This window comes from Isoptericola sp. NPDC056134 (assembly GCF_042264825.1).
In the GTDB taxonomy this organism is placed as follows: Bacteria; Actinomycetota; Actinomycetes; order Actinomycetales; family Cellulomonadaceae; genus Isoptericola; species Isoptericola nanjingensis.
Genome location: NZ_JBHJVM010000001.1, coordinates 465,712 through 487,325, shown reverse-complemented (window position 1 = coordinate 487,325; position 21,614 = coordinate 465,712). Strand labels below are relative to the sequence as shown.

The window sequence follows — 21,614 nt, the reverse complement described above, 5'->3', positions numbered from 1 at the left end:
CGCCCCACCATGGGGGGAGTCTGAGGTCACCTGTAGCCGGCAAAGAGGGCCCGGTCCCGTCTGGCCCCGAGCCACGTCAGCGGTAGAAGCCCTCGCGGAGGTTGATGCCGTGCTCGACCCACGCCTTGAGCGCGGCGAGCATGCCGGTCCAGCCCTCGCAGTTGCCGAACGCGTTCTTCGCGCCGCCGGCCGTGAGGGCCCAGGACGACTCGGTGATGGTGACGAGGGTGCGGGTGTCGTCGTCGAGCGGCTCGAGCTCGAACGTGGTCGTGGTCGACGCCGACCCGTCGGCGGTGTCCGCGCCCTCCCACCGGATGACGATGCGCCGCGGCGGGTCGGCCTCGACGACGGTGACGGGGAACCGGCCGGGGAAGTCCGCGAAGTCCCAGGACACGTCGGCCCCGGGCTCCAGGCGCCCGCGGGCGCCGCCGGTCGTGAAGTACCGGGACAGCTGTGCGGGGTCCGCGATGGCCTCGTAGACGTCGCGGCTCGGGCGCGAGACGCGGCCCGAGACCGTGAAGGTGAGCTCGGAGAGTGCCTGCTTCTCGTTCATGTTGTATTTTTATCACATGAACGACTCGGCGCCCAGGGACGACGACGACCCCACCGACGACGACGCCGTGTTCAAGGCCCTCGCGGCGCCGGTGCGCCGGCGCATGCTGGACGCGCTCAAGGAGTCCACCCGCACCACCGGCGAGCTGTGCGCGCTGTTCCCCCAGCTCGACCGCACCACCGTGCTGCAGCACCTGCGCGTGCTCGAGCGGGCCGAGCTCGTCACCGGCCGGAAGGTCGGTCGCGAACGCCACCTCGCGCTCGCGCCGCTGCCCATCAAGCGCCTCCACGACCGGTGGATCGGCGAGTACGCGCGCGCCGCCGTCGACCTGCTCGGGCGGCTGGACGACGACGCCTGACCGGCGCGTGGCCCCTGCCGGCTCGCGTCAGGTCGCGGCGGGCAGCACCAGCGTCGCGGCGCTGACGACGCCCACGACGGCCGCGGCGACCGCCCCGGCCGCCTCACGGACCACGCTCCCCCGCCACCACGTGGCCGCCAGCTCGCGCATCCGGGCATCGGCCTCGCGGCGGCGGTCGCGCGGGACGCGGGGCCGGAGCCAGCCGGAGCCCTCGGCGAGCGTGAGGAGCGCGGCGGTGCGGTCGCCGGGCGCGGCGCCGTCGAGCAGGACGCCGTGCACGCGACGACGCAGGGCGGCGACGGCCGGCCCGTCCACCGTGCGCCACCGGGTGCTCCGGAGCACGCCCCAGACGGCCCGGTCCTCGCGCCGGAGCAGGCCCTGGGCGACGAGCCCGTCGAGCAGCGGCCGCTCGACGCGGCGCGCCAGCACGTCGACGAGCTCCGTCGCGCGCCGGGGGACCGACGCCGCGAGGTCGAGGACGTCGTCGAGCTCCCGGCGCCCGGTCGGCGCGCGGTCGAGGACCACGACCGGTCCCTCGTCGCCGGCCGTCGGGGGCAGTGCGACCCGGCCCGCGATCACCAGCTCGACGAGCAGCGCGCCGGCGAGCCGGTAGGGGGCGTCGTCGAACACGGACGGCCCGGTGCGCAGGTCGTCGTGGGCCAGGAGCAGCAGCTCTTCGGCGATGAGCACGTGGTCGGACCTCCCGTGAAGCGCCTGGTCGTGGCCTCGTTGCCTACCAGTGCGCCGACTCTGCCACACCCGACCGCGCCTGCGGCACCCCCCACGGGTTACCGTCCTGCAACGGCGCGGGCAGCGCGTCCTGCGGGGCGTCCTGGAACGTGACGCCGCGCAGGAACCGGCCGATGGCGGCCGTGCCCACGGACGTCGCGTCGCTCGTCGTGGCCGGCCACGGGCCGCCGTGCTGCATCGCCGGCGTGACGGCGACGCCGGTGGGCCACCCGTCGACGAGCACGCGCCCCGCGTGCCGGCCCAGGGTGGCCAGCAGCCCGGCCACCTCGGCCCCCTCGTCCGGCCCGCGGTGCACGGTCGCGGTGAGCTCGCCGGGGAAGAGCTCGGCCACGACCGCCCCCAGGTCCGTGCCCTCGGGGTAGGTGACGAGCACGCCGAACGGCCCGAACACCTCCTCGAGCACCGTGTCGCGGTGCTCGCGCAGGGTGGCGAGGTCTGTCTCGACGAGGGTGGGCGTCGCGCGGACGACGCCGTCCTCCCCGGCGTCGGCGACGCCCTCGGCCAGCACCGTGACGCCGGGGGTGCCGAGGACGGCGGAGCGCCCCGCGACGTACCCGGCGCCGACGCGCGCGTTGAGCAGCGCGTGCGCGGGCACCGCGGCGGCCGCCTCGGCGACGACGTCCCCGAGGTCGTGCCCCTCGGGGACGAGCAGGAAGCCGGGCTTGGTGCACAGCTGGCCGGCCGAGCCGCTCACGGACCCGACCCATCCCCGGGCGATCTCCGCGCCGCGGTCGGCGAGGGCGGCGGGACGCACGAGCACCGGGTTGAGCGAGCCGAGCTCGCCGTAGAACGGGATCGGGTCGGGGCGCGACGCCGCGGCATCGGCGAGCAGCCGGCCCACGCGCGTGGAGCCGGTGAACGCGGCAGCCCGGACCGCGGGGTGCCCCAGCAGGTCACGACCGGCGTCGTCGCCCTCGACCAGGGCGAACGTGCCTTCCGGCAGCCCGACGCCGGCGAGGGCCTCGGCCATGAGGTCGGCGACCCGGCGGGACAGCTCGACGTGCCCGGGGTGCGCCTTGACGAGCACGGGGCAGCCGGCGGCGAGCGCGGCCGCGGTGTCGCCGCCGGGCACGGAGAACGCGAAGGGGAAGTTGCTCGCCGCGAAGACGAGCACGGGCCCGACCGGCCACAGCGTGCGGCGCAGGTCGGGGCGGGGGCCGAGCACGAACTCCGGGTCGGCGGCGTCGAGCCGCACGTCGAGGTAGGCGCCGGCCTCGACCACCCGGGCGAACAGCCGCAGCTGCACGCGGGTGCGCTTCAGCTCGCCGCGCAGCCGCGCCTCGGCCAGCCGGGTCTCGGCCGCGGCGAGCGCGACCAGCTCGTCCTCGTGCGCGCCGAGCGCGTCGGCGACGGCCCGCAGCGCGTCGGCCCGGGTCGACGGGGGGAGGTTCGCGAGGAGGGGTGCGGCGGCGGCCGCCGCGCGGGCCGCCTCCTGCGCCTCCGCGGGGGCGGTCGTCGTCGGGGCACCTGTCGGGGTCGTCATCGTCTGCACCTCAGAACTGGAAGCCGGTGGGGAACGGGTCGCTCGGGTCGAGCAGGTAGGTGCCCAGGCCGGTGACCCAGGCACGGCCGGTGATGGTGGGCACGACGGCGGGGATCCCGGCGACCTCGGTCTCCCCCACCAGCCGGCCCACGAAGCGCGAGCCGATGAACGACTCGTTGACGAAGTCCGTGTCGAGGGCGAGCTCGCCCCGCGCCCAGAGCTCCGCCATCCGGGCGGACGTGCCGGTGCCGCACGGCGAGCGGTCGAACCACCCAGGGTGGATCGCCATCGCGTGCCGGGAGTGCTCCGCAGTGGAGCCCGGCGCGATGAACTCGACGTGATGGCAGTGGTCCACGCCCGCGATCGTGGGGTGCGACGGCGGGGCCGTCGTGTTGATCGCGTCCATGATCGCGAGCCCGGCGGCGAGGATGTCCTGCTGGCGGGCGCGGTCGAACGGCAGCTTCACGTCGTCGAGGTCGACCATGGCGTAGAAGTTGCCGCCGAACGCCAGCGAGTAGGGGACGGTGCCGAGCCCGGGCACGTCGACCTCGTCGTCGAGCCGCACGACGAAGCTGGGCACGTTCTCGATCGTCACCGACTCGGCGTGCCCGTCGCGCACCTCCACCCGGGCGACGACCACCCCGGCCGGGGTGTCCAGCCGGATGGTGGTCGTCGGCTCGGTGACCGTCACCATGCCTGTCTCCACCAGCACGGTGGCGACGCCGATCGTGCCGTGGCCGCACATCGGCAGGCAGCCGGAGACCTCGATGTACACGACGCCGAAGTCGCAGTCGTCGCGCGTCGAGGGCTGCAGGATGGCGCCGCTCATCGCGGCGTGCCCCCGCGGCTCGTTGACGAGCAGCTTCCGCACGTCGTCGAGGTGCTCGATGAAGTGCAGCCGCTTGTCGTTCATCGTGGCGCCGGGGATCACCCCGAGGCCCGACGTGACCACGCGGGTGGGCATCCCCTCGGTGTGCGAGTCGACGGCGGTGAAGGTGCGGGACGATCGCATGGTCGGCCTCTCTGGGACGGGCCCGGTGCCGGGCTCGGGTGGTTGTCCAGGCTCAGCGCTGGGCGATGTACGCGAGGGCCTTCTCGGTGTCGGCACGCACGGTGGCCTCCTGCTCCGGGGACAGCGGGCCGCGCGGCGGGCGGGTCTCGATGCCGAACGGGCGCCCCGCGATCTGCGTGGACAGCTTGATGGCCTGCACGAACTCGGTGCGCGAGTCCCAGCGGAACATGGCGACCACGTTCTCGTACAGGTCCCGCGCGTCGGTGATCTTCCCGGCCCGCACCAGCTCGTAGAGCTCGACGGCGACCTCGGGGATCGCGTTCGGGTAGCCGGCGAACCAGCCGGTCGCGCCCATCACGAGCGACTCGAACAGCAGGTCGTCGGCGCCGGCGATGACGTCGATGTCGGCCACCTCGCGCAGCTCGGAGATCCGGCGCACGTCGCCCGAGAACTCCTTGATGGCGACCACGTTCTCGAGCTGCGCGAGCTCGGCGACGAGGTCCGGCGTGAGGTCCACCTTGGTGTCGAACGGGTTGTTGTAGACCATGATCGGCAGGCCCACCTCGTTGACGCGGGCGTAGTGCTCGACGATCTCGCGCCGGTTGGCCCGGTAGATCGTCGGCGGCAGCAGGAGGACGGCGTCCGCGCCGTCCTCCTGGGCGAGCTCGGCCCAGTGCTGGGCCTGGTGCCAGCCCACGCCGTGCACGCCCGCGATGACGATGCCGCGGCCGGCGACGGCCTCCACGGCGGTCTGCACGACCTTGCGGCGCTCGTCGTCCGTGAGGGACGAGTACTCGCCGAGCGAGCCGTTGGGGCCCACGCCCCGGCAGCCGGCGTTCATCAGGTGGTCGACGTGCGCGGCGTAGCCCGCGTAGTCGACGGCGAGCCCGGCGGGCGCCGCGGCGTCGGGGGTGAACGGCAGCGTCGTCGCGACGACGACGCCGCCCAGGTCGATCTTCTGGGAGCTCATGCGGTGTGTCCTCTCGGTTCGCGCGCCCCGACTTCGGGGCGCGAGGGGTCGGTGTGGGTGGGGTCGGATCACGTGGGGTCGTCGGGCAGGGTGGCGAGGTCGCCGAGCCGGACGGGCACGACGAGGGGCCGCCGGTCGGGCACCGCGGGCGCCGCCCCCGTGCCCTCGTCGGCCGCGGACCCCGCGGCCCCGACGAGCTCCGCGACCGTGCGGCCGCAGATCCTCGCCTGGCAGGGGCCGAGACCGGCGCGGCTGGTGAGGCGGACGGAGCGCAGGTCGGTCGACGCGGTGGCGCAGGCGGCGGCGCGCAGCGTGCCGGCGTCGACCTCCTCGCAGCGGCAGACGAGCGTGTCGTCGCGCAGCCACGACGTCCAGCCGCTGCGGATGCCGTGCGCGGCCTCGAGCCGGCGCGCGAAGTCGGCGGACCGCCCGCGACGGCGGACGGCGCGGGCGAGCGCCGCGTCGTCGGACACGGCGTCGGTCGCGGCATCGTCGGAAGGGGAGGCGGCGTGGTGCCCGGCCACCCAGCCCTCGGCGAGCGCGGCCTCGGCCCCGCCGATGCCGGTCAGCTCGCCGGCGGCCCACACGCCGGGCGCGGTGGTGCGCTGGCGGTCGTCGACGACGACGAAGCGGTCCGGCGAGATCGCGCACGCCGCCGCGACGGCGAGCTCGAGGCGCGGCGTGAACCCGTGCGAGACGCACACGGCGTCGGCCGCGACGGTCCGCTCGGTGCCCGGCACGGGCGACCACCGCGCGTCGACGCGCGCGATCGTCACCTCCTCGACCCGGCCGTCCCCGCGCACGGCGACCACGGCCTCGCCGACCCGGTACGCGACCCGGTGCCGGGCGAGCGCGGCGGCGTACCCGCCGAGCTCGCCGGTCTTGTGCGCCGCGCCCAGCAGCCCGGCCGGCCGCGCGCCCCACCCGCGGACCAGCGCCGCCGGGGTCGCGGCCTCGTGCACCGACAGCACGCGCGCGCCGGTGCGCAGCAGCGACGTGGCGACCGGCAGCAGGAACGGGCCCGCGCCGGCGACGACGACGCGGTCGCCGACGGCCACGCGCTCGGCCTTGGCGAGGGCCTGGGCCGCGCCGGCCGTCGTGACGCCGGGCAGCTGCCAACCGGGGAACGGGAGCGTCCGGTCGTGGGCACCCGTGGCGAGCACGAGCGCGTCGGGGGTGAGGGTGAGGTGCTCGCGCCCCCCGGCGTCGGCGGGGCCGACCAGCACCCGCAGCCGCACGCCGTCGTCGAGCCGCTCCAGCGCCCACACCTGGGCGGACGTCAGCAGCGTGACCCGCGGGTGCCCGGCGACGACGTCGCGCAGCGCCGTGAACGTGCCCCAGCCGTGGTGGAAGGAGGCCTCGTCGGGCGAGGTCCCGCCGCCCGGGAGCACCCGGTGCCGCCAGAACTGCCCGCCCACCTGGTCGGACGCGTCGAGCAGCGTCACGTCGGCGCCCGCGCGGGCCGCGGCGCGCGCGGCGGAGAGGCCGGCCGGCCCGGCTCCGACCACGACCACGGTGCGGCGGCTCATGAGGTCACCCCCGGCAGCGGGTCGTGCTGCGTCTCGACGACGTCCCCGTCCGCGGCGCGCCGCAGGCACGCCCGCACGTCGCGGGCCCCGTTGACGGTGACGAGGCAGTCGAAGCACACCCCGATGCCGCAGAACACGCCGCGAGGGGCGCCGTCGACGCTGGTGGTGCGCCACGACCGCCGTCGGGCGGCCAGCAGCATCCCCGCGATCGTCTGGCCCTCGGTACCCGCGAAGGGCTCGCCGTCGAGCGTGATGGTCAGCGGGCGCGGCCCGGCGTCCTGCCGGTGCGTGGTCATGAGGCCTCCCCTGGCTCCTCGGAGGGCGAGCCGGCAGCGAGCACCGCCGGGCGGTCGACGCGGAACGGCGCGGGGTCGACCTCGGGCTCCGCGCCGGTGAACAGGTCGGCGAGCAGCTCGCCGCTGACCGGCCCCAGCCCGATGCCGGCGCCCTCGTGCCCGGTCGCGACCCACAGGCCGGGGGTGCGGGGGTCCGGGCCGACGATCGGCAGGTGGTCGGGGACGTAGGGGCGGAAGCCGAGGTAGGTGCGCATGACGCTCGCGTCGGCGAGGAACGGGAACAGCCGCACCGCGCGGGCGGCCATCTCGCGCAGCACGACGGCGCGCAGCCGGTCGTCGAAGCCGACCTGCTCGCGGCTGGACCCGATCAGCACGGTGCCGGCTGCGGTGGACTCGACCACGCTCGACGTCTGCAGCGCGGCGTCGCCGGACTGCGTGGCACCGACGTAGTCGCCGTCGTAGACCTTGTGCCGCACGGCGTGCGGCATCCGGGTCGTCACCAGCACCATCCCGCGGCGCGGGCGCACGGGCAGCGCGACCCCGAGCCGTGCGGCGACGACGCCGGACCACGGTCCTGCGGCCAGGACGACGGCCCCGGCAGGCACGTCGCCGGCGCTGGTGCGGACGCCGACGACCCGGTCGCCGTGGCGCAACGCGCCGGTCACCTCGACGCCGGTGCGCACCCGCGCCCCCGCGCGGCGGGCGGACGCGAGCAGCGCCTCGGCTGCGGCGACGGGCTGCACCTGCGCGTCCTCGGGGTACCAGACCGCGGCCGTGAGGCCGGGGTTGAGGGCGGGCTCGAGCTCGAGGGCGCGGGCGACGTCGATCTCCCGCGCGTCGACCCCGGCGCCGCGCTGCCGGGCGGCGAAGTCGCGCAGCGGCTGCGCACCCTCGGCCGTGGTGGCCGCGACGAGGCCGCCCTTGGGGTCGTACTCGACGGCCGGGAAGCGCGGGCCCAGCTCGTCGGCCAGCTCCTCGACGAGGGTCGGCCAGCGGCGTGCCGCGTGCTGCGCGAGCACCAGCTCGGGGCCGGGCTCCTTGTCGGAGACGAGCAGGTTGCCCTCTCCGTGGGCGGTGGTGCCCGACGCCGCGCCGCCGCGGTCGAGGACGGTCACGGCGAGCCCGCGGCGCGCGAGAGCGCGGGCGCACGCGGCGCCCACGATGCCCGCCCCCACGACCACGACGTCGTCGGTCATCGGCTGCTCCTTGGGTCGATGCTCAGTAATATGTCACATACCAAGACTGGTGAGGGGCCGGCCACGTCGCCGGCCCTGCCGGGTCAGTCCTCCTCGGGTCGCCCCGCCCACCAGCCGGTGGTGTGGCCGATGTGGCGGCGCATGAGGTCCCGCGCCCCGGCGGCGTCGCCGGCCGCGAGCAGGTCGAGCAGCTCGTGGTGCTCGGCCGCCGACTGCTCCAGGTGGTCGGTGGCGACCATCTGGGACAGGCCGAGCAGCCGCGCGCGGCTGCGCAGGTCGGCCACCACGTCCACGAGCAGGGGGTTGCCCGCCAGGGTCGTGAGCCGCAGGTGGAAGTCGCGGTCGGCCTCGAGATAGGTCACGAGGTCGCCCGATCGGGCGCCCGTGACGATGGCGTCCGCCTGCTCGCGCAGGGCCGGCAGCGCGCCCTGCGGGAAGCGACCGGCCAGCTTCTCCATCGCCGGCGGCTCGAGCAGCTGGCGCACCTCGGCGATGTGGCTCAGCATCTCCGGCGACACCTCGGTGACCCGGAAGCCCTTGTTGCGCACCGCGGTGACGAACCCGCGCTTCTCCAGGTCCAGCATCGCCTCGCGCACCGGCGTGGCGGACACGGCGAAGCGTGCGGTGAGCGACGGCACCGAGACCAGCGTGCCCGGGGCGAGATCGCCCGAGACGATCGCCGCGGTGAGCGCCCGCGACACGGTCTCGCGCAGGCTCACCGGCGCCTCGATGCGGCGGAACGACGCGACGGCTTCCGACATGAGCACTTCCTCACGGGGGCTGGTCCGGGGGTGGTGGACATCACAGTAGTGCATGATATGTTACCGCCCACATCGGCTGGCAGGTCAAGACGACCCGCCGGGCGACGGGCACAGGGACCGCGACCCGGCACCCGGCCCACCTGCAGGAACGGCGCAGTTCCGGGCATCTTCCCGGGGTGCGGACCACCCGGCGGACGCGAGGACGCGGACGGCGGCAGCAGTACCGGACGACGACGTCACGCCGGCTCGCCCTGGGCGACGTGGCCCTGCATGTGCAATGTGATATACCACCGAGGAGATTTCGTGGCCATCACCCCGAACCTGGCTCCCGTCCCGACCCGCGCCCCGGCCGTCGCGACGGCCGGTCGTGCCGGCACGCCGCTCGGCACGGACCGCGTGCGCCTCACCGGCGGCCTGCTCCACGACTGGCAGCGGCGCAACCGCGTCGTCACCGTCCCGCACGTCGTCCGCGAGGTGCGGCAGGCCGGGAACCTCGACAACTTCCGGCGGCTCCACGACCCGGCGGTCGGCGACTACCGCGGGCGCTACCCGTTCCTCGACACCGACGTCTACAAGACGCTCGAGGGGATCGCCTACGAGCTCGGCCGCGAGCCGGCCGACGAGGGCGAGGCCGCGGAGCTGGAGACGGCCCGCGACTTCTTCGAGGAGTCCGTGGCGCTGATCGAGCGGGCCCAGCGCGCCGACGGCTACCTCGGCACCTTCTACCAGTCGCCGCAGAGCCCCAAGGAGCCCTGGCAGGACCTCTCGTGGGGCCACGAGATGTACAACCTCGGCCACCTCGCCCAGGCCGCCGTCGCGGCGTCCCGCCAGCTCGGCGACCGCCGCCTGCTCGACGTCGCCGCCCGGTTCGCGGACCTCGTCGTCGAGCGCTACGGCCCCGACGGCGAGCCGGCGTACTGCGGCCACCCCGAGGTGGAGATGGCCCTCGTGGAGCTCGCCCGCGAGACGGGCGACCGCCGCTACCTGGAGCAGGCCCGGCTTTTCGTCGAGCGCCGCGGCGCCGGGACCCTCGAGCACACGATCTTCGCGGCGGACTACTTCCAGGACGCCGTGCCGCTGCGCGAGCTGGGCTCCGTCACCGGGCACGCCGTGCGCATGGTCTACCTCGCGGCCGGGGCCACCGACGTCGCGCTCGAGACGGACGACGACGCGCTCCTCGCCCACCTCGAGCACCTGTGGGACGACATGGTGGCCCGCAAGTCCTACCTCACCGGCGGCATCGGCTCCCGGCACTCCGACGAGGCGTTCGGCGACCGGTTCGAGCTGCCCGCCGAGCGCGCGTACGCCGAGACGTGCGCCGCGATCGGGACGGCGCAGTGGGGCTGGAGACTCTTCCTCGCCACCGGCCGCGCCGACGTCCTCGACCACGTCGAGCGGGTGCTGCACAACGCGTACGCGGTCGGGCTGTCGGAGGACGGCGCCGCCTTCTTCTACGACAACCCGCTGCAGCGCCGCCCCGACCACGAGCAGCGCAGCGGCGCCGAGAAGGACGGCGAGCTGCTGCGCCGGGCCTGGTTCGGCTGCCCGTGCTGCCCGCCCAACGTCGTGCGCTGGACGTCGGAGCTCCAGGACCACCTGGCCGTGGCCGACGACGACTCCCTGACCCTCGCGCTGTACGCGAGCGCCGCGATCGACTCCCCCGCGCTCGACGTGGACGTGACGACCGACCTGCCGTGGGACGGCCGGGTCACCGTGCGTGTGCGCCGCGCCGCCGACGGCCCCACGACGCTCGCGCTGCGCGTGCCCGCCTGGGCCGACGGCGCCACCGCCGCGGTGGACGGTGAGCCCGTGGCCGAGCTCCCGGCCGACGGCTGGCTCCGGCTGACCCGCACCTGGGCTCCGGGCGCGACGGTCGTGCTCGACCTGCCCATGCCGGTCCGCGCCGTCACCGCGCACCCGCACCTGGACGCCGCGCGCGGCAGCGCCGCCGTCCTGCGCGGGCCGCTCGTGTACTGCGTCGAGCAGCAGGACTCCCCCGCCCCGGTGGACGACCTGCTCCTCGCCGCCGAGGACGTGCCCCGGCTCGTGGTCGACGAGGACCACCCGTGGCGCGTGCTGCGCGGCGACCTCGCCGTCGCGCCGCCGAGTGGCGACGACCCGTACCCCCCGCTGGGCGCCACGGCGCCCACCACGCACCGCGCGCCGGTGGCCCTCGTGCCCTACGCGCTCTGGGGCAACCGCGAGGTGGGCGCCATGCGCGTCTTCCTCCGGACGTCCTGACCCGCAACACCGCACCACCGCACTCCCCGACCGACCCGTCGCACCATCCCCACCCTGGGAGGTTTTCCATGACACGACGAGTGACCAGACCAGCCCTCCGTGCCGCAGCGTTCGGCGTCGCGGCCCTCCTCGCGCTCGGCGCGTGCTCCTCCGGCGGCGGAGGCGGGAGCTCGACGGCGAGCACCGCCGGCGGCCTCGAGGGCGAGCCCGCCGAGGGCGGCGTCGTGCAGGTGCTGCAGAACGCCGACTTCTCCTACCTCGACCCGGCCAAGGGCTGGGACGGCGGCGTGAACAACTTCTACCGCCTCGTGTACCGCACGCTCACGACGCCGGCGTCGGGCAGCGCGGAGGACCCGAACGAGATCGTGCCCGACCTCGCCACGGACACCGGCACCGTGTCGGACGACGGCCTCACCTGGACGTTCACGCTCAAGGACGGGCTGAAGTTCGACAACGGGGACCCGATCACGTCCGCCGAGGTGAAGTTCGGCGTCTCCCGCGCCTGGGACCCGGAGATCGGCATCGGCTCCCCGTACGCCAAGCAGGTCATCGACGCGCCGAAGGACTACGAGGGGCCGTACAAGTCCGGCGACCTGCCGACCATCGAGACGCCCGACGACACCACGATCGTCTTCCACCTCAAGGCGCCGTTCCCCGACTTCCCCGCCGTCGCGTCGCAGCCGAACTTCGCGCCCTTCCCCGTCGGCTCCGGCGCCGGTGACGAGTTCCTCAACGACATCGTCGCGTCCGGCCCGTACACGCTCGACGAGTACACCCCCGGCAGCGTCATCACGCTCGTGCGCAACGAGAACTGGGACGCGGCCACCGACGAGGTGCGCACCGCCAAGCCGGACGGCTGGAACTTCCAGCTCGGCCTCGACCCGGCCACCATCGACGAGCGCCTGCTGGCCGGCCAGGGCACCGACGTCAACGCCATCGGCGGCAACCTGCAGCCCGCGACGCTCGCCCGCCTGCAGGACCCGAAGTACAAGGACCGCCTGGTCGACTGGCCGGGCGTCTGCACCACGTACATGGGCCTGAACACGACCAAGAAGCCGCTCGACGACGTCAAGGTGCGCCAGGCGATCTCGTACGCCGTGGACAAGGCGGCCGTGCAGAACGGCACCGGCGGCACGATGCTCGCCGACATCGCCAGCACGACGATCCCGGAGTCGGTCGCCGGGTTCAAGGACTTCGACCTCTACCCCAGCGAGGGGAACGCCGGCGACGTCGACAAGGCCAAGGAGCTGCTCGCCGAGGCGGGCTACCCCGACGGCTTCGAGATGACGCTCGACATGCGCACCCAGCCCAAGCTGCAGGCGCAGGCCGAAGCCGTGCAGCAGTCGCTGTCCCGCGTGGGCATCAAGGTCACGTTCAACCCGATCGACACCTCGAAGTTCTACGAGACGATCGGCACGCCCAAGCTGCAGAACGACGCCGCGATCACGGGCTGGTGCCCGGACTGGGCGTCGTCGGCGAGCACCGTGATCCCGCCGCTGTTCGACGGGCGCCGCATCACCGACAAGGGCAACTCGAACCTCGCCCAGATCGACGACCCGGCGATCAACTCCGCCATCGACGACGCGCTCGCCATCACCGACCCTGCGGCGGCGAACGAGGCGTGGGGCAACCTCGACGAGCAGGTCCTCACCGAGGCTCCGATCGTGCCGCTGCTGGTGGAGAAGGTCGTGCTGCTGCCCGGCGAGAACGTCACCGGGGTGTACTCCAGCCCCGGCGTCGCGACCGGCGGGCTCGACTACACCGGCGTCGGGCTCAAGGACCCGAGCAAGGGCTGAGCCATGACCATCAGCATGACCACGCTCGAGGCAGAGACCGGGGGCGCGCCGTCCGTCGGCGTCGCGCCCCCGGCGCCCCGGCAGGGCGTCTGGCACCATCTGCTCCGCCACCGCGGGGCGGTGCTGGCCCTGTCGTACATCGCGCTCGTCGCGCTCCTGGCCGTCGCCGCGCCGCTCGTCGTCAAGCTCTCCGGCTGGGGACCGTACGAGTTCGACCAGACCGCCATCGACCCGAATCTCGGCGGCCTGCCGATCGGTCCGCTCGGCGGGATCAGCGCCGAGCACTGGTTCGGCGTCGAGCCCGGCACCGGCCGCGACCTGTTCGCACGCATCGTCTACGGAGCGCGCACCTCCATGCTCATCGCGCTCGCCGCCACCACGCTCACCACGCTCATGGGGGTCCTCTTCGGGCTCCTCGCCGGGTACCACGGCGGCAAGGTCGACCAGGTCGTGTCGCGCGTCATGGACTTCCTCATGGCGTTCCCCGCCCTGATCTTCATGATCGCGATCCTGTCGGCGCTCCCCGCGAGCAACCGCGCGCCGCTGCTCGTGCTCGTCATCTCGGTGTTCGGGTGGCCCTACCTCGCCCGCGTGGTGCGCGGCCAGACGATGACGATCACGCAGCGCGAGTTCGTCGAGGCGGCCCGGGCGTCCGGGGCGTCGGGCTGGCGGATCGTGCTGCTGGAGATCCTGCCGAACCTGCGCTCCACGATCATCGTCATGACGACGCTCGCCGTGCCCGGGTACATCGGCACGGAGGCGGGACTGAGCTTCCTCGGCGTGGGCGTCGTCCCGCCGACCCCGTCCTGGGGGCAGATGATCGCGCAGTCGATGAGCTGGTACGCCGTCGACCCGATGTACTTCCTGATCCCCGGAACCTTCCTGTTCCTGCTCGTGCTGTCCTTCACGGTCCTGGGCGACCGGCTCAAGGACGTCGTCGACGCGGGGGAGAGGCGCTGATGGTCCGCTTTCTCGTGACGAGGCTCGCCGGCATGGTGGGCGTGCTGTTCCTCGTCGTCCTGTTCACGTACGCGATCTTCTTCGCGCTCTCCCCCGACCCCGCGGTGCAGATCTGCGGCAAGAACTGCACGCCGGAGCTGATCGACCAGATCCGCACCAACCTGGGCCTGGACCGGCCGTTCTACGAGCAGTTCCTCGGCTTCCTGTCCGGGCTGTTCGTCGGGACGACGTACGGCACGGGCGCCAACGCGATCGACTGCGCGGCGCCGTGCCTGGGCTACTCCTTCCAGACCGGGCAGCCCGTGCTCGAGATGTTCGAGCAGCGCTTCGGCGTCTCGGCCACGCTCGCCGTGGGCGCGGCCGTGCTGTGGCTGCTGATGGGCGTCTCGGGCGGCATGATCGCCGCGATCAAGAAGGGCACCTGGTTCGACCGGGCCGCGACCGGCGCCGCGCTGGGCGGCGTCTCCATCCCCAACTACGTGCTCGCCCTCGTGCTGCAGTACGTGCTGGTGGTGCGGCTCGGGTGGCTGCCTTTCCCCCAGGCGGTGCCGTTCGCCGCCGACCCCGGGCAGTGGTTCCTCAACTTCGTCATGCCGTGGCTGGTGCTCGCGTTCACCTACGCGTCGATGTACCAGCGGCTCACGCGGGCGAACGTGCTCGACACGCTCGACGAGAACTTCGTCCGCACGGCGCGCGCCAAGGGCCTCGCCCCGCGGCTGGTGTGGCGGCGGCACGCCCTGCGGCCCGCGCTGACGCCGGTCGTGACGCTGTTCGGCATGGACTTCGCCGGCCTGCTGGGCGGCGCGATCATCATCGAGACCGTCTTCGGCCTCAACGGCATCGGCAAGATGGCGTCCGACTCCATCACCAAGAACGACCAGCCGGTCATCATGGGCGTCACGCTCGTCGCGGCCTTCCTGGTCATCGTCGGGAACGTGATCGTGGACATCGTCTACACGACGATCGACCCGCGCGTCCGGATCGGAGCGAGGGCATGAGGGGGCAGGCATGAGCACGCTGCTCGAGGTCGAGGACCTCACCATCACCTTCCGGACGGCCCACGGGCCGGTCGACGTCGTGGACGGGCTCTCGTTCACGCTGGAGCAGGGCGCGTCGCTGGGGATCGTCGGCGAGTCGGGCTCCGGCAAGTCGATGACGTCGCTGGCCGTCATGGGGCTGCTGCCGCCCACGGCGAGCCTGCGCGGCCGGGTCTCCCTGGACGGCGCGGACCTGACGTCGCTGCCCGAGTCGAAGGTGCGGCGCCTGCGCGGCGACCGCATGTCGATGATCTTCCAGGACCCGCTGTCGTCCCTGAACCCGTACTACTCCGTGGGGATGCAGATCGAGGAGGCCTACCGGGCGCACCGCCCCGGGGTCACGCGGCGGCAGGCGCACAAGGTCGCGGTCGAGGCGATGGAGCGCGTGCACATCGCGGACGCCGCGCGGCGCGTGGACCACTACCCGCACCAGTTCTCCGGCGGGATGCGCCAGCGCGTGATGATCGCGATGGCGCTCTCCACCGAGCCGGACCTGCTCATCGCCGACGAGCCCACCACCGCGCTCGACGTCACCGTGCAGGCCCAGATCCTCGACCTGCTCCAGGAGGTGCGCCGGGAGACCGGGACGGCGCTGATCCTCATCTCGCACGACCTCGCCGTCGTGTCGGAGATCGCCGAGGACGTCGTCGTCATGCGGCACGGCGTGGCCGTGGAGCAGGCCCCCGCCGAGCGGCTGTTCTCCGACCCGCAGCACCCGTACACGCGGGCGCTGCTGGACGCCGTCCCCCGGATCGACGACGAGATCGGCGAGCTGCGCGGCATCGACGCCGCCGCCGGCGTGGGAGGGAAGCCATGAGCGCCACCAGCACCGGGCAGAGCACCGGGCAGAGCACCGGGGCGAGCACCGGCGAGAGCACCGTCGCCCCCGCGAGCGCGCCGGCGGCCCCGACGTCGCAGTCGTCCGAGCCGCTGCTGCGCGCCACGGACCTGGTCAAGGAGTTCGCGGTGCCCGGCACCGGCGGGCTGCTGGGGCGGGCGGACACGTTCCGGGCGGTCGACGGCGTGAGCCTCGAGGTCCGCGCCCGCGAGACGCTGGCGCTCGTCGGCGAGTCCGGGTCCGGCAAGTCGACGACGGCGCGGATCGTCGCACGGTTGACGGACGCGACGTCGGGCGAGGTCGTCTTCGACGGCGAGCCCGTGACGCGCGCGAAGGGCGACCGGCTGCGGCGGTTCCGCAGCGACGTGCAGGTGGTGTTCCAGGACCCGTACTCGTCGCTCAACCCGCGGCACACGGTGGAGCGCATCGTCACCGCGCCGCTGGTCTACCAGGGGCGCGAGGTGCCGGGCGGCACCCGGGCGTTCACGCAGCAGCTCATGGAGCGCGTGGGCCTGGACCCCGACCACCACCGCCGCTACCCCTCGCAGTTCTCCGGCGGCCAGGCGCAACGCATCGGCATCGCCCGCGCGCTCGCCGTGTCGCCTCGGCTGGTGGTCTGCGACGAGGCGGTCTCCGCGCTCGACGTGTCCGTGCAGGCGCAGATCATCAACCTGCTGCGCCGGCTGCAGCGCGAGGAGGGGTTCAGCTACCTCTTCATCGCGCACGACCTCGCGGTGGTGCGGCAGATCGCCGACCGCGTGGCGGTGATGTCGAAGGGCCGCATCGTCGAGCAGGGCGAGCGCGACGCCGTCTTCGACGACCCGCAGCACGAGTACACCCGGACCCTGCTGGCTGCCGTGCCGCGCATCCGCCCCGAGTGGGAGCGGGCGCGGCGCGAGGCGGCGGAGGCGCGGGCCGCGACGGCCACGCCCGACCGCGAGGCAAAGGCCGCCGGCACCGAGGAGGAGACGACCGCGTGACCACCTATCACCTGCCGGGGCTGCACGTCACGGAACGCACGACGGCGGTCCCCCTCGACCACGCCCGGCCCGACGGCGAGCAGATCGACGTCTTCTGGCGCGAGCTGGTCGACCCCGAGCGCCGCGGCGACGACCTGCCCCTCCTGGTCTACCTGCAGGGCGGGCCGGGCGGCGCGTCACCCCGTCCCCTGAAGCGCGACGGCTGGCTCGACGAGGCCCTGACCACGTACCGCGTGATCCTGCCGGACCAGCGCGGCACCGGCCGCAGCACGCCGCTGGACGGCGAGGCGGTCGCGGCGCGCGGCGACGCCGTCGCGGGCGCCGACTACCTGGCATGCTTCCGGGCCGACTCGATCGTGGCCGACCTGGAGCACGTGCGCCGCACCCACTACGACGGCCGCCGGTGGGCGAGCCTGGGCCAGTCGTTCGGCGGCTGGATCACGCTCGCCTACCTCTCGACCGCGCCGGAGGGGCTGGCGGCCTGCTACGTGACCGGCGGCATCCCGGGGACGCCCGCGAGCGCCGACGAGGTCTACCGGCGCACGTTCGCGCGCGCCGAGGCCAAGACGCGCCGGTACTACGACCTGTACCCGCAGGACGTCGACGCCGTGGCCGCGATCGCCGACCGGCTCGCGGAGGGCGACGTGCGCCTGCCCGACGGCGACGCGCTCACCGTGCACCGGTTCCAGTCCCTGGGGATCGACCTGGGGATGAAGCCCGGGTCCGAGCGCCTGCACTGGCTGGTCGACGAGGCGTTCGTGCGCCCGGGCCGCCTGTCGCACGCGTTCCTGGAGCAGGTGCTGGTGCGCTCGTCGTCGGCGTCGAACCCCTTGTTCTGGACGCTCCAGGAGTCCATCTACGGCGACGGGGCGAACGGCCCGACGGCGTGGGCGGCGCAGCGCGCCCGCGACGAGCGGCCGCAGTTCGGGCCCGACGAGCGGCCGCTGCTGCTCACGGGCGAGATGGCGTTCCCGTGGATGTTCGACGAGGTGCGGCTGCTCAAGCCGTTCGCGCCGGCGGTGCACGAGCTCGCCGCGCGCCGGGAGTGGAGCCCGCTGTACGACGTCGAGCGCCTCGCCGCGAACGACGTGCCGCTGGCCGCGGCGGTCTACTTCGACGACATGTACGTGGACTCGGGGCTGCAGCTCGACACCCTGTCCAGGCTGGGCGGCTCGCACGCCTGGGTGACCAACGAGTACGAGCACGACGGGATCGGCGACCCTCGGGTGCTGCGGCGCCTGCGGGAGCTGGTCCGGGACGCAGGAGGAGAACGACGATGACGCAGCAGGCCCACGACCACCGGCCCCCGCACTCGGGGAACCGCACCCCGCGCCTCACGGAGGTGCCGGCCTTCACCGAGATGATCGCCCAGGGCTGGTCCACCGACGTCGTGCCCGCCCGGGTGCCCGACGGCGCGGCCGAGGCCGCCGCGGCGCACCGCGCCCGGCTGGCGGAGCGGCTCGGCGGGCGGACCGTCGTCGTCGGCGCGGGCCGGGCGCCCGTGCGCAGCAACGACACGTCGTACGACTTCCGGGCCGACAGCGACTTCGTGTGGCTGACGGGCTGCCAGCTCGAGGACGCCGTCGTCGTGCTGCACGGGGCGGACGCCGTGCTCTACGCGCCGCCGCCCGCGCGACCGGGCGACCCGGCCTTCTTCTCCGACGCGATGCACGGCGAGCTGTGGGTGGGCGCCTCCCCCGGGCTCGGCGAGTGGGCGCGGGCGCTCGGCGTCCCGGTGCGCCCGCTCGCGGACCTGGACGACGCCCTGGCGCACGGCTCCGGCTGGTGGGCCGGGCGCGCCGTGCCGGACGACGTCGTGGCGCGGCACGGGCTGGAGCCCTCGGCCGAGCTCGCCCGGGCGTGCGCGGACCTGCGCATGGTCAAGGACGCCTGGGAGGTGGCGCAGCTGCGCGCCGCCGTCGACCACACGGTGACGGGCTTCGAGGCCGTGGCCCGGGAGATCCCCGCGGCGGTGCGGTCCGGCGGCGAGCGCTGGCTGCAGGGCACGTTCGATCGGCACGCCCGCACCACCGGCAACGGGCCGGGCTACGCCAGCATCGTCGGCAGCGGCCCGCACGCCCCCACCCTCCACTGGGTGCGCTGCGACGGCCCCGTGCTCCCCGACGCCGCCCTGCTGCTCGACATGGGTGTCGAGACGACCACCCTCTACACCGCCGACGTCACGCGCACGGTGCCGCCGTCGGGCCGGTTCAGCCCGGAGCAGCGCGCCGTGCACGACCTGGTGGAGAAGAGCCACCGGGCCGGCATGGCGCACGTGAAGCCGGGCGTGAACTACCTCGACTTCCACTACGCGGCCATGGAGGTGATCGCGCAGGGCCTGCACGACTGGGGCCTGCTGCCCGTCTCCGTCGACGAGGCGCTGTCGCCGCAGGGCCAGCATCACCGCCGCTGGCTCGTGTGCGGCATCGGGCACCACCTGGGCCTCGACGTGCACGACTGCGCGCACAGCGACTGGCAGCAGTACATGGGCGCCGACCTGGAGCCGGGCGTCGTCATGACCGTCGAGCCAGGCCTGTACTTCCACGCTCACGACCTCACCGTGCCGCCGGAGCTGCGCGGCATCGGCGTGCGGCTGGAGGACGACCTGCTCGTCACCCCCGACGGCCACGAGGTGCTCTCCGACGCCCTGCCCATCGACGCCGCCGGCGTCGAGGCCTGGACGTCGGCGCTGCTGCCCGCCGCCGTCTGAGGCGTCCCCGCCCCGGCGCCTGCCGGGGCGGGGCCGAGCAACACCCGCGTCACCCCCGTCAGGCAGGACCTCCGCAGACGAAGGGAACTGGTGTGAAGAACGGACGAGACCGGGGCGGGCTGCCCGCCCTGACGGCAGCGGCGACGGCGGCGGCGGTGGCGGTGGGAGCGTCGCTGCTCGTGGGAGCGGGCACGGCGGCCGCGGCCGACGCGCCGCCCGAGATCCCCGTGGCGGCGGATGGCACCGTCGCCGTCGACCCGACGTACGACGGCCCCCAGGTCACCGAGGTCCGCGTGATCAACGAGGGCAGGTTCCTCGAGATCTCGTGGGACCGGTACGTCGACGAGACCGCGGCGGTGAGCCCCGAGAACGTCACGCTCAGCCAGGGCGGCACCACCGTCGCCCTCACCGCCAAGCCCGCCACCGGGCCCACGGACACGATCTTCTTCGACAAGGACAACCGGCAGATCGCCGCGTCGGACGCGAACAGCATGGCGCGCCTGCCCGACGACCTGCACCTGGCGAGCATCGCGTACACCGGCACGCTCGACCCCGACGAGCCGCTCACGGTCACCGTCGACGGGTCGCAGATCGAGGACGCCGAGGGCCGGCCCGCCGAGGACGTGACGTACACCGGCGTCCCCCGGCTCGACTACTACACGCAGTCCGTGACCACCGGATCCGGGATCGTCGTCAAGGCGAACCCGCGCGTCGACCCCGCCACGCTCGACCTGGCCGCCGCGCAGGTGGACGTCCAGCTCGGCAAGGCCGACAACGGGATCGCGGCGCGGATGGCCGACTTCGGCTGCTCGCTCGCCGTGTACGCGGCGCGCGAGAACGCCTATCTCGTGCCCGAGCATCGCGGCGGCTACGACCCCGAGATGTACGACGTCGAGGGGTACGGCGGCAGCGAGTGGAACGGCTGCGTGTCGTCGATCTCCGAGCGCAACGTGCTGCGCACGCGCGACGACGAGAACGCGTTCCTCAACACGGGCTACCGGAACGAGAACATCCTGGTGCACGAGTTCGGCCACGCCGTGCGGCTCGTGGGCATCGAGACGCTGGCCGACAAGAGCCTCTCCGACGAGCTCTACAGGGCGTACGAGAACTCGTGGTCCACCGGCCGGTGGCCGAACACGTACGCGATCGGCAACATCGACGAGTACTTCGCGACGCTGTCGGCCATCTGGTTCGACGTCATGGCGGAGAAGCCCGACTGGACGGACGGGGTGCGCAGCCCGATCAACACCCGGGCGGAGCTGAAGGAGTACGACCCGCAGGCCTACGCGCTGTTCGCCAAGGTCTACCCCGCGGATCTCACGCTCCCGGCCCCGTGGGACGAGCCGGCGCCCGACGTCTACCACGGCGACTTCACGCAGGTGCCCGAGGCGCCCGAGCGCGTCACCGCCGAGGGCGTCGACTTCGCGACGGACGCGTTCCGGATCGTCACCGACGGGATCGGCACCGAGTACCAGATCGACCGGTACGCGGGCGACGGCGACCACCCCGAGCGGGACATGGTCGTCTGGTCGAGGTGGGGCGACGGCGTGTGGTCGCTCGCCCCTGTCGGCGGCGGCGCGTACACGATCGCCGCGTCCGACGGCTCCGGCGCGCTCGCCGCGGTCTCGGACACCGAGGTCCGGTACGCCGGCGTCCGGGCGGACGCGGACGACCCGCGGCAGCGGTGGACGTTCGCGCCGGACGCCTCGACAGAGCAGGAGCACGACGGGCAGCTCGTCAACGCGGCCACCGGCGGTGCTCTCGACGTCGACGGCCACACCGCGTCGGGCGTCTCGCTCACCCTGTCGGACCCTGCCGCCGCGACCCGGTGGCTGCTGGAGGACACCACCCGGACCGCGGCGCAGGGCGTCGGCGCCTACCTGCTGCCGGACGTCACCGCCCCGGAGGTCACGTCCGCGTGGGCCCACCCGAACCGGAAGACCCTGACCCTCGACGCGACGGACGACGCGTCCGGCGTCGCGCTCGTGGAGTACCGGGTCGGCCGCGGCGAGTGGACCACCTACGGCGGGACGATCCGCATCCACCCGCACGACCGTGTCGAGGCGCGTGCGACGGACCGCGCGGGGAACGTCTCGGAGGTCCTCGTCGTCACGCGGCGCTGACCGGACGACGTCACGACACAG

The 21,614-nt window shown here is 74.1% G+C and carries 19 protein-coding genes; 10 read left to right on the top strand and 9 right to left on the bottom strand.

Annotation, left to right across the window (positions count from 1 at the left end):
• Positions 1–76: 76 nt before the first annotated feature.
• Positions 77–553 (bottom strand): SRPBCC domain-containing protein, encoded by a 477-nt coding sequence (locus tag ACFCZN_RS02135; protein ID WP_429762730.1) that lies wholly within the window; start codon positions 551–553, stop codon positions 77–79.
• Between the two features lie 16 nt (positions 554–569).
• Between ACFCZN_RS02135 and ACFCZN_RS02130 the strand changes: the two genes are divergently transcribed.
• Positions 570–911 (top strand): ArsR/SmtB family transcription factor, encoded by a 342-nt coding sequence (locus ACFCZN_RS02130; RefSeq protein ID WP_430555660.1) that lies wholly within the window; start codon positions 570–572, stop codon positions 909–911.
• Between the two features lie 27 nt (positions 912–938).
• Here the strand turns inward: ACFCZN_RS02130 and ACFCZN_RS02125 are convergent, their stop codons facing one another.
• From ACFCZN_RS02125 to ACFCZN_RS02090, 8 genes are all read right to left on the bottom strand, one after another.
• Positions 939–1,601, bottom strand: a complete 663-nt coding sequence (locus ACFCZN_RS02125; protein ID WP_429762732.1) for a GOLPH3/VPS74 family protein — start codon at positions 1,599–1,601, stop codon at positions 939–941.
• 43 nt (positions 1,602–1,644) lie between these two features.
• Positions 1,645–3,144 (bottom strand): aldehyde dehydrogenase (NADP(+)), encoded by a 1,500-nt coding sequence (locus ACFCZN_RS02120; RefSeq protein ID WP_430555659.1) that lies wholly within the window; start codon positions 3,142–3,144, stop codon positions 1,645–1,647.
• A 10-nt stretch (positions 3,145–3,154) separates the two neighbouring features.
• Positions 3,155–4,156: a proline racemase family protein gene (locus ACFCZN_RS02115; protein ID WP_429762734.1), complete on the bottom strand. Its 1,002-nt coding sequence runs from the start codon at positions 4,154–4,156 to the stop codon at positions 3,155–3,157.
• Between the two features lie 52 nt (positions 4,157–4,208).
• On the bottom strand, positions 4,209–5,126 hold the full coding sequence (locus tag ACFCZN_RS02110) for a dihydrodipicolinate synthase family protein (protein ID WP_429762735.1): 918 nt from the start codon (positions 5,124–5,126) through the stop codon (positions 4,209–4,211).
• Between the two features lie 68 nt (positions 5,127–5,194).
• Positions 5,195–6,655, bottom strand: coding sequence for an NAD(P)/FAD-dependent oxidoreductase (locus tag ACFCZN_RS02105; protein WP_430555658.1), 1,461 nt, complete (start codon positions 6,653–6,655; stop codon positions 5,195–5,197).
• Complete coding sequence (locus ACFCZN_RS02100) at positions 6,652–6,951, bottom strand: (2Fe-2S)-binding protein (RefSeq protein ID WP_429762738.1); 300 nt, start codon at positions 6,949–6,951, stop codon at positions 6,652–6,654. Before ACFCZN_RS02100 ends, ACFCZN_RS02105 begins: the two co-directional genes overlap by 4 nt.
• Entirely contained in the window at positions 6,948–8,147 is a 1,200-nt protein-coding gene (locus tag ACFCZN_RS02095) for an NAD(P)/FAD-dependent oxidoreductase (RefSeq protein WP_429762739.1), read from the bottom strand. Before ACFCZN_RS02095 ends, ACFCZN_RS02100 begins: the two co-directional genes overlap by 4 nt.
• A gap of 83 nt (positions 8,148–8,230) precedes the next feature.
• Entirely contained in the window at positions 8,231–8,908 is a 678-nt protein-coding gene (locus ACFCZN_RS02090) for a GntR family transcriptional regulator (protein ID WP_429762740.1), read from the bottom strand.
• Positions 8,909–9,211: 303 nt separating this feature from the next.
• Here ACFCZN_RS02090 and ACFCZN_RS02085 point away from each other — a divergent pair, with 303 nt between their 5' ends.
• From ACFCZN_RS02085 to ACFCZN_RS02045, 9 genes are all read left to right on the top strand, one after another.
• Positions 9,212–11,149: a glycoside hydrolase family 127 protein gene (locus ACFCZN_RS02085; protein ID WP_430555657.1), complete on the top strand. Its 1,938-nt coding sequence runs from the start codon at positions 9,212–9,214 to the stop codon at positions 11,147–11,149.
• A gap of 68 nt (positions 11,150–11,217) precedes the next feature.
• Positions 11,218–12,945 (top strand): ABC transporter substrate-binding protein, encoded by a 1,728-nt coding sequence (locus ACFCZN_RS02080; protein WP_430555656.1) that lies wholly within the window; start codon positions 11,218–11,220, stop codon positions 12,943–12,945.
• 3 nt (positions 12,946–12,948) lie between these two features.
• Complete coding sequence (locus ACFCZN_RS02075; protein ID WP_430555655.1) at positions 12,949–13,905, top strand: ABC transporter permease; 957 nt, start codon at positions 12,949–12,951, stop codon at positions 13,903–13,905.
• The gene (locus tag ACFCZN_RS02070) at positions 13,905–14,903 is read left to right on the top strand and encodes an ABC transporter permease (RefSeq protein ID WP_429762744.1); all 999 of its coding nucleotides are present in this window, start codon (positions 13,905–13,907) and stop codon (positions 14,901–14,903) included. Before ACFCZN_RS02075 ends, ACFCZN_RS02070 begins: the two co-directional genes overlap by 1 nt.
• A gap of 10 nt (positions 14,904–14,913) precedes the next feature.
• Entirely contained in the window at positions 14,914–15,759 is an 846-nt protein-coding gene (locus ACFCZN_RS02065; protein ID WP_430555654.1) for an ABC transporter ATP-binding protein, read from the top strand.
• Positions 15,756–16,760: an ABC transporter ATP-binding protein gene (locus ACFCZN_RS02060; protein ID WP_430555653.1), complete on the top strand. Its 1,005-nt coding sequence runs from the start codon at positions 15,756–15,758 to the stop codon at positions 16,758–16,760. The genes ACFCZN_RS02065 and ACFCZN_RS02060 overlap by 4 nt, the downstream gene beginning before the upstream one ends.
• Positions 16,757–18,040, top strand: a complete 1,284-nt coding sequence (locus ACFCZN_RS02055) for an alpha/beta hydrolase family protein (protein WP_430555652.1) — start codon at positions 16,757–16,759, stop codon at positions 18,038–18,040. The genes ACFCZN_RS02060 and ACFCZN_RS02055 overlap by 4 nt, the downstream gene beginning before the upstream one ends.
• Positions 18,037–19,470, top strand: coding sequence for an aminopeptidase P N-terminal domain-containing protein (locus ACFCZN_RS02050; RefSeq protein ID WP_429762749.1), 1,434 nt, complete (start codon positions 18,037–18,039; stop codon positions 19,468–19,470). Before ACFCZN_RS02055 ends, ACFCZN_RS02050 begins: the two co-directional genes overlap by 4 nt.
• 92 nt (positions 19,471–19,562) lie before the next feature.
• Positions 19,563–21,593, top strand: a complete 2,031-nt coding sequence (locus tag ACFCZN_RS02045) for an RICIN domain-containing protein (RefSeq protein WP_430555651.1) — start codon at positions 19,563–19,565, stop codon at positions 21,591–21,593.
• Positions 21,594–21,614: the final 21 nt, after the last annotated feature.